Genomic DNA, 6,711 nt, shown 5'->3' with positions numbered 1-6,711 from the left:
CATCACAGAGGTCGCAGGATAAATCTGTCCGGGGAAAGGGGAAGTCCGATCAGCAGCCGATTTGTGCAACAAAGCCCGTGAACTGCGGAACCTTCCGAAAATATGAGGATCTTAGCTCCGGCATAAAGCTCCATTTGTCGTTTAAGGCTTTCTCGTGCTGGATCAAGTATCAGCACGCCCGCCCGGGATAGCGCTTCAATTAGAGCTTCCTCTCCGGCTGTGCCGCCTTTACCCATTGCAAGATAACCCTTACGACAAACAAATACCACGTCATTTGCTTCTGGTTTAAGCCTATTTAATTGCGCAACTTCGTCAAGAAGGTCGAGATGCCAAGCAGGGGGCGTGCAAGATAAAAGACATTCGGCCTGGGGTGTAACGCGCAGTTCATCGACTAGTAGGGGCCGTTTAACTAAGCGTATTTGGTTCCGTGGTAATCCAAACCAATCCGCGATAGCCCAAAAATATCCTGGCACCCGATGCTTCCCAATGCCAGGAGGTGTGGTAAAAATAACTATATCGTCAGGACGATAGTAAAGGCTGGCTGCAAGCCTATTCATGTGCTCGGCCACAAGGTGGCCAAAATGAGGAATCATTCGACCGCCCCAAATTGCAGGCCTCCTTATCCTAAGCAGTTCAGCACCTGTAGGACGACCATTTTTATCAATAGGGCCGTCATGTCGATAGTGCCTAACAATTTCATTATATTCAAAGTCTGGCCAAACTGGACCTCCATCTATCATCGTTTTATTTCGATAAAATTCGCAAGCAGGAGCAACTTCTATTTTTGAGAACAACAAGGGACTCGGAGCGCAAATTCCAGATCGTGCTTGCGCCCAGTTTACGTCCTTATTCCGCTTCGGTGAATCCTGGATGTGCGCTTCCGTTCCTGCTAAGTCGAAATTGTTTTTTTGTTTTGATTTTTCCAAAAGTTTCGGATTAACATCCAATCTAGATATGCCTTCCAAAACACGATCATTAGAAAAGATTTTTGCGAGTGCCTGTTTAAAAAAATTAGCAATACTGCTAATAAAATTATACAGATAAAAAATTTGTTTCTTCAATTCAATAACAGACCTATCATTTTCATTCATTAGACCTGGATAAGACAATCAATAGTTAATTATAGCCCGTTGTCTAGATAGTAGTAGCGGCGTTAGAACGATGTGATGCCGATGAAGCACAGATAGGTGTACGTTAAACAAGTAGTCGGCTCTGAACAACCTTATCAGGCAGCCAATGCTTTGCGTTGATGGGGCGTTTCGGGCCGGATCATTGCCCCGATCAGGTGAAAGAGCAGGACCCAAAGAGTTCTGAGATGGGCGAGAATCTTGCGGATATTGTGACCGCAGGCGCAGAGGATGGCGAAGATTGCGTTGCCGATGCGGCCCTTCAGCGGGCATCTGGCCAGACGTCCGTCGGTCTTCATGTGCCCGATCCCCGGCTCAATGGCACTTCGTCGCCTGAGGACCAGTCGTGGACGGAGCAGGTCATCCTGTTCAGGGGCGCGGGAATGGGGCTTCATCGGCGACCGGAAATTGCAGGGTTTCTCGCCAAAGCATACGAAAGCCTGCAATCCAAAGCGAACAAAACCGCATCTTCGTTACACATAATCAAAGCGTTCCCAGTTGTTCAGGACGGACCAAGTAGTTCAAAGATTAGATTAGTGCTTCAGTCGTCATCTAGCGCTCCTAACTCACAACCGTGCCGCGACGCCGCCCACTCCCCCTTTTCGCACCATAAAGCCGCTTCTAACCCGGTCAGCAGCCAGGGGTTGAAGCGCAGCGTTTGCATAGCGTCCCTTCTCAGCAGATCCTGTCCGTGCCACCAGAGCAGCGGCTTAGGAGGTTTACCCTCCCCCGGACCCCCTCCCGCCGCGCGCATCCACACGCGGAGTCATCCGCTCGGCCCGCAAGGGGCCTCACGTCCGACGGCATTCAAAAACCCCACAGCCCGTCCCAAGGCGGGGGGTCGCCAGCTCCGGAGCGGGCGCGCCCCCCCGGCGCGCAAGCGCGCCCGGCCTGTGGATTTTTTGCCTGCCTTAAGATCATAAGAAGGCAAAAAAATAACTATTTGTTTTTGATTAATTTTTTAAGGGGGGGTAGGTCACAGCTATGACCTATCCCTAGGTCACAGCTATGACCTAGGTCTGAACTGATTTTAAGCAGACATGCTCCGATTTTAACGGTATAAATCGCTCATACTTGCTCGATGCTGAATCGTGTGTGAACAAATTTCGATCAAAAATGGACTATGGGTAGGTCATGGATGAACTAGGCTCGGACCAAGAGGCGGAACGGCCAAATCTTCCAGTGAAGCCGCGCCGGGGGCACTTCGTTCAGACTGATCGGGCTGCCCATGAGGCATGGGCACGACTTGGCACAAAGCACCCTGCAGCTTCTGCCCTGCTGCATGTCCTCGCTGCCAATGTTGGAGATCAGAACGCGGTTGTTGCCAGCCACAAAATCTTGGCCCGCCTTATGGGAGCTTCGGCCTCGACCGTGAAGCGCGCCCTCAAAACGCTTTCCGATGGCAACTGGATCGAGGTTCATCAGATCGGGGCCAGTGGCACCGTGAATGCTTATGTCCTCAACAGCCGTGTAGCATGGGCAGAAGGCCGCGACCGCCTGCGCTATGCCCGCTTGAAAGCTGATGTGCTGCTCGCCGAGGATGAGCAAGAGGTTGGGGCGCTCGATGAGCCTAAAACAGCGCTATACAACCTCCCCCGGATTGGTGAACTTCAGATCCCTTCGGGTGTCGGCTTGCCCCCCATCTCGCAACCTTCCTTCCCCGGAATGGAACCTGATCTGCCAGCCACGGCCAGAGGGGATGAACCATAATGCCCCATGCCTGCAACGCGTTACATAGAATGGTCAAATCCAGTTCATGCAACACCACGCAATACTCTGAAACACTATGAAATACACAGCGGGGCAGGCCGCAAAGGCAGCGGGAATTTCTAAAGCCACAATCACGAGGGCTTTAAAAAGTGGCAAGATTTCGGGGACGAAGGACGACAGCGGAGCCTGGACTATAGACCCGGCCGAGTTGCACCGCGTATTTCCACCTGTTGCAGATGAAGCACCTGAAACGTGGATCATGAAACGATCTGCTCCACCCGAAGAAACAAGTGAAACAGGGGTTTTGGAGCGGGAAAATCAGATGCTGCGCGAGGCTCTTGCTGAGGCGAGGCAGGAGCGGGACAGATGGCACCAGATTGCGGAACGTCTCTCCATTGCGCCCCCGGTCTCTGCACCAGACCATCCCAAGCCCATTATGGGGTTCTGGTCCCGATTTTTTAGAAAAGGGCGCGGTTGACTGAACCTGCCAGTCTTATCAAGCGGCGCGCTGCTGGTGGAGATAGAGCAGGCGTGCCAAGATCTCGTCCTAGCTGTGGTAGTTTACGTCATGCCGCCGCGCTCACATCGAAGTCGAAGTGGATGGTGTCATAGGAAAACTCCACCCCCTTTTCGGTGCGGTCGATGACCCCTGCATTCGCAAGCGTGGTCACATCACGATGCACGGCCTGCACGTCCCGGCCGACCCGGCGCGCCACCTCGCGGATCGACAAAGCGCCTTGCCCGGCCAGAGCCTTCACGATGGCGAGACGGGAAGGAGCCAGGACGCGGTGCATGTCGTCGTAGCTGGTGAAGTTCAGCGTCGGAACCGCCTCGACGGCCTTGCCTGCAAGCGCAAGCTTTCCCGCCTCGACAAACCGGGCTTTGGTGTCGGCCATGGTGCTCAGGCGAACGGTCAGCGTGTTCATCTCAGGATCCTCTCCATGTCGGCCTGGAAGGCATCGTAGAGCGCTTCCAGGGATGTGAACTGCACAGGTTCTTCGCGGCCCTCGATATGGCGGTGATCGCCTTTGCCGCGCTCGTTGTCGTAGCGCAGGACGCATTCACCGCTCACCACAAGGGCCAGCCGGTATTTGAACGGATGCGCGCTGCCGGGAACCGGATCGGGAAGATGCCAAAGCACGACCTCGAAGAAGGTCGTGTCATCGACCACGGTCCGGGACTTCTCGATCAGCACAGCCTTCATGTTGTCATCAATAACAACATGAAGGCTTTGTTGTCAATTACAACAACACCGGAGCCATGGCTTCCGATCCCGGTTCGACCGCCCCCAAAAGGCTGGGGAGGGACGGGATCGAGCCGCCACAGGCGGCTTCCCTTTGGGCGTTCCAGGGGATTGCAGAGGAACACCATTTCAGAAAAATGTGCCCCTTCCCCGCATTGCGGGGCGAGCGGATAATTTGGCTGTAAGACAAATTGTCTAGTGAGTGCACATTTTTCTGAAATGGTGTTACAGTCGCGAGGGTGGCGCCGTCGCTTACCAGTTTGCCAGTGTACCAGTCGGCCACAGGGCCACAGGGCCACAGGGCCACAGGGCCACAGGGCCACAGGGCCACAGAAGGCGGGCTCGACCCCCAGGGAGCGCAAGGAGAAACGGATGCGGGATAGCTTCGTCATCGGCCAGTACGACTGGCTCAAGACCCAGGGCGGCCGACCCGCCGGCGAACGCCGCTATGCCATCCTGCGCGTGGGCAAGATCAAGACCAAGGGCCAGCTCGGCGCGGCGCTCAGCCATAACTTCCGTGAACGCCATACCCCAAACGCCGATCTGGACCGCCTGCACGAGAACACCGTCCTGAAAGGCCCCGAGAACGGCCAGGACGTGGTCGCCGCCTGGGAAGCCCGTGCGCCCGAGAAGATCCGCAAGAACGCCGTTCACGCCCTAGAATACTTCGTCGGCGCTAGTCCCGAGAAGATGGCGGCCATGAGCCGCACCCAGCAGGACGCCTATTTCCGCAAGGCGCTTGACTGGTTCGAGGCCCGTCACGGCAAGGACAACGTGCTCTCGGCCGTCATCCACCGCGACGAGACCACCCCGCACATGCAGATCCTGGTCATCCCCCTCGATGCCCGCGGCAAGCTGAACGCCCGCGAGCTGGTCGGCGGCAAGGCCACCTTGAGCAAGATGCAGACCGATTTCGCCCACGAGGTGGGCATCGCCTTCGGTCTGGAACGCGGCCGCGAGCGCAGCCAGGCCACGCACCAGACGATCAAGGAATACTACGCCCATGCCCAGGAGCCCGTAGAGGCCGATTTCCGGCTCCCTGAGCGGCGCAAGGGCCATGTCTTGGGGGTCGGCAGGGAAAGCGACGAGGAATGGCGTCAGCGGGCCACAGAGGCGGCCAGAGAGGCCATCGTCCGCGCCAAGGCGCAGTACGAGGACCGGCTGCGCCAGATCGAGCGCGGCGCGGCCCAGCTCCTGGCTGGCATCCGCACCCATGAACAGGCCTTGCGCCGGGGACTCGGCCTGTCCACGCCTGAGGAGCGCCAGATGGCCGACATCCACATGAACGGCCTGCTCATCACCGCCCGCACCCGCGAGCTCTCGCCCACGGAAAGCCGTGAATTGGTCGAGGCGGTGGAAACGGTTCTCGGCCCCGACGGCATGACCCGGCTGCTCGGGGGCGATCTGGACCAGCTTCCCGGCGAAACCTTCGCCGATCGCACGCAAGCGGCGGCCCCTGTTCTCCACGCCCTTGTCGATGCGGGCAGGGACGTCACCCTGGCCCTGGACCGGCTGGAAGGCCACTGGCGCAGCCTTGAAGAGGCCAGACAGGCCGAACAGGAAGAAAAACGGATGCGCGCGCGCACGGTCGTTATCGAGAAAACCCACGACCACACCCACGACGAGGGTGACGTCTGGGAGCTCTGACCCGCCCGACCCCGAGTGTAAAAAAATACGGTTCTATTTCCTGCCACTCTGCCAAGGGGACGAACTGTAGCAGGATATGTAATTTGGCATCGTTACACTTGCTGCCCTTGTTACCGGTGGTCTTGGCTGACCCGGCTCTCCTGCGAGCGCCTGACCTCTGCCTGCGGTCGCTCTGCCGCAATGCCCTATCCTCCGGGCCGCTGTACGGGCTGCTGAGGGGCGCAAAGCGTCCCAGCATAGGGGATAGTGGCAGGACATCATTAGGAGTTCTGGAGGCGCTGCAGCCTTATTTTGACCGATGCGGTGTCCCTCCGGTCTTTTCCCTTTTCACCAGCCAATAGTTTTCAGCCTAGAGTTGGTGGTTCTGGTGTAGGCTGAGGGGGCTTCCCTGCAAAAGGTGTTAGCAGGTCCGGCCTGTCTATCTACCCGAAGGGCGCGCAACGCGCGGACAGCACGGGTATCACCTTGGATATGGTTGTTCAGTGTTGATTAGGGCGGGCATTAGGGACGATCAGAGAAGATATCCATACCTTGCTTTTCGAAGACAGGTTGAATTACTCTTCGACTTTTCTCCTGATCGATGGAGCTGTTTGATATAATCCGGCCGTACCAAGCAGCAGCATCTTGTGCCGCTTTCAACTTATAAGCCTCTGAATCCCATTGCTCAGCTAGTGCCACACCGTGCCGTGCAAAAGTGGAGAACAGGGTATCTAAATCATAAAAAGAAATCCCGCTAGGTCGCATGCGGGCCCCTGTAATTTTTATTGGTGCCGCAAAATCAGTGATTGGCAAAACATATTCAAGATCTGAACAACGTGGCTCTAGCATTGTTTGAGCAATTTCAAAATTTGGTCTACGGGATAAGATAAGGATTTTTTGCTGAAATCTTCCGAGCAATTGACGGCCGTGAACTGCGGAACCTTCCGAAAATATGAGGATCTTAGCTCCGGCATAAAGCTCCATTTGTCGTTTAAGGCTTTCTCG

At 56.2% G+C, this 6,711-nt stretch carries 7 protein-coding genes and 1 pseudogene; 3 read left to right on the top strand and 5 right to left on the bottom strand.

The features are described 5' to 3' along the window. Positions 1-2 precede the first annotated feature (2 nt). Entirely contained in the window at positions 3-1,091 is a 1,089-nt protein-coding gene (locus ACFOM8_RS22125; protein ID WP_377764544.1) for a glycosyltransferase 61 family protein, read from the bottom strand. 134 nt (positions 1,092-1,225) lie between these two features. Then, positions 1,226-1,465: pseudogene (locus ACFOM8_RS22120) on the bottom strand (IS5/IS1182 family transposase); the annotation flags it as partial. Positions 1,466-2,261: 796 nt separating this feature from the next. Here ACFOM8_RS22120 and ACFOM8_RS22115 point away from each other — a divergent pair. Together ACFOM8_RS22115 and ACFOM8_RS22110 are read left to right on the top strand one after the other, a co-directional pair. Then, positions 2,262-2,837 carry a replication/maintenance protein RepL gene (locus ACFOM8_RS22115; RefSeq protein WP_377764543.1) on the top strand — a complete coding sequence of 192 codons (576 nt, stop codon included), beginning with the start codon at positions 2,262-2,264 and terminating at the stop codon, positions 2,835-2,837. A 76-nt stretch (positions 2,838-2,913) separates the two neighbouring features. Further along, entirely contained in the window at positions 2,914-3,315 is a 402-nt protein-coding gene (locus ACFOM8_RS22110; protein WP_377764542.1) for a hypothetical protein, read from the top strand. Between the two features lie 88 nt (positions 3,316-3,403). Here ACFOM8_RS22110 and ACFOM8_RS22105 read toward each other — a convergent pair whose 3' ends face one another. Next, positions 3,404-3,763: an HVO_A0114 family putative DNA-binding protein gene (locus ACFOM8_RS22105; RefSeq protein WP_377764541.1), complete on the bottom strand. Its 360-nt coding sequence runs from the start codon at positions 3,761-3,763 to the stop codon at positions 3,404-3,406. Further along, on the bottom strand, positions 3,760-4,032 hold the full coding sequence (locus ACFOM8_RS22100; RefSeq protein WP_377764540.1) for a toxin-antitoxin system TumE family protein: 273 nt from the start codon (positions 4,030-4,032) through the stop codon (positions 3,760-3,762). The genes ACFOM8_RS22105 and ACFOM8_RS22100 overlap by 4 nt, the downstream gene beginning before the upstream one ends. A 420-nt stretch (positions 4,033-4,452) precedes the next feature. On the opposite strand from ACFOM8_RS22100, the gene mobV reads away from it, so the two are divergent. Then, a complete protein-coding gene (gene mobV / locus ACFOM8_RS22095; protein ID WP_377764539.1) occupies positions 4,453-5,727 on the top strand; it encodes a MobV family relaxase in 1,275 nt (424 codons plus the stop codon). A gap of 501 nt (positions 5,728-6,228) precedes the next feature. Here mobV and ACFOM8_RS22090 read toward each other — a convergent pair. After that, a partial coding sequence (locus ACFOM8_RS22090; protein ID WP_377764538.1) for a hypothetical protein occupies positions 6,229-6,711 on the bottom strand: 483 nt, incomplete at its 5' end.

Source organism: Paracoccus angustae (assembly GCF_042648745.1).
GTDB lineage: Bacteria > Pseudomonadota > Alphaproteobacteria > Rhodobacterales > Rhodobacteraceae > Paracoccus > Paracoccus angustae.
The sequence above is the reverse complement of the archived record's forward strand: the minus strand, read 5'-3'. Positions and strand labels throughout refer to the sequence as shown.